Raw genomic sequence first — 979 nt, 5'->3', positions numbered from 1 at the left:
CTTATTGTTTTGCAGGAAGGGTAATCACTGCCTTCTTTTTTTGCACAGATGCCAATAAATGTAAGTTGATTAAATTTATAATCATTACTTCCTTTTAGATAAAAAATCTCGTTATTATCATTTTTGCAGTCTATTTCATCTTGGTGTAAATCGTTTTTAACCTGGTTGATTAGCTGCTCAGTGGCAGGGTAGGTGGAGTTCTTCTTAACATACAACATACACTTCCCAATTCTACCGGCAAGTACATGGCTTTTTTTATTAATGATGATCTCAGCACAACTATAATAAATTTTGAATGCAGTTATAGTGAGTGTAAATATAACTAACATCAGTAATATCTTTACGCTAAACTCCATTTTTTCAACATTCTTATATGTATCTTCCTTACCAATACTGGGTGTCGCACCTACATCGCTATTGAATTCTCTTTTAAAATTTAAGTTTTTTAACTTTTCACTGCTTGTATTTTGAGTATCAATGGAAGATTCCTTCTCCTGACTTTCAGCCTTCATATGTGATTCAACATAGGCAACAAATTGGAACCCATGTTTGGGTATCGTTAAAATGAGTTGTGGGCTCTCTCCCAATGCTTTGAATGCCTTTCTAAGCTCACTAACATAGGTGTTTAAATTACTATTAGATGCAGTGAATCCATAGTCTTCCCAGATGTCCTTCAATAGCGTAACTCTATCTATAGCTTTGTTTCTGTGTTTAATGAATTCAAGCAGTAAACGGGTTGCCGGATTGGACAAAATCACAAAAATATCGTCATCATTTAGAATCATTAATTTCTTTTCTGATGGTCTAAAGAAAATAGTGTAGTTAATAAGGTATTTCATGATTAAGTTAATTTGTGAATGAGCTATTGATTGATGAACGCATATTTAAACTTTAAATAATTTATTGTCAATTTGTATTTTTAGGTGGTGGTCAAGTGCAGTTTAAGTTTTTTTTAAATTCCGATATTAAAAAATGCACA

At 32.2% G+C, this 979-nt stretch carries 1 protein-coding gene; it reads right to left on the bottom strand.

Features of this window, described 5'->3' with window-relative positions; all coding sequences use genetic code 11:
* The coding region (locus V1952_RS22070) for a winged helix-turn-helix domain-containing protein (RefSeq protein WP_420075579.1) at positions 1–785 on the bottom strand (785 nt) is incomplete at its 3' end.
* Between the last annotated feature and the right edge of the window lie 194 nt (positions 786–979).

The organism is Yersinia sp. 2542 StPb PI, assembly GCF_048593855.1.
GTDB classification, from domain to species: Bacteria; Pseudomonadota; Gammaproteobacteria; order Enterobacterales; family Enterobacteriaceae; genus Yersinia; species Yersinia enterocolitica_E.
Note: the sequence above shows the minus strand (reverse complement) of the source record. Positions and strands in the feature narration are given on the sequence as shown.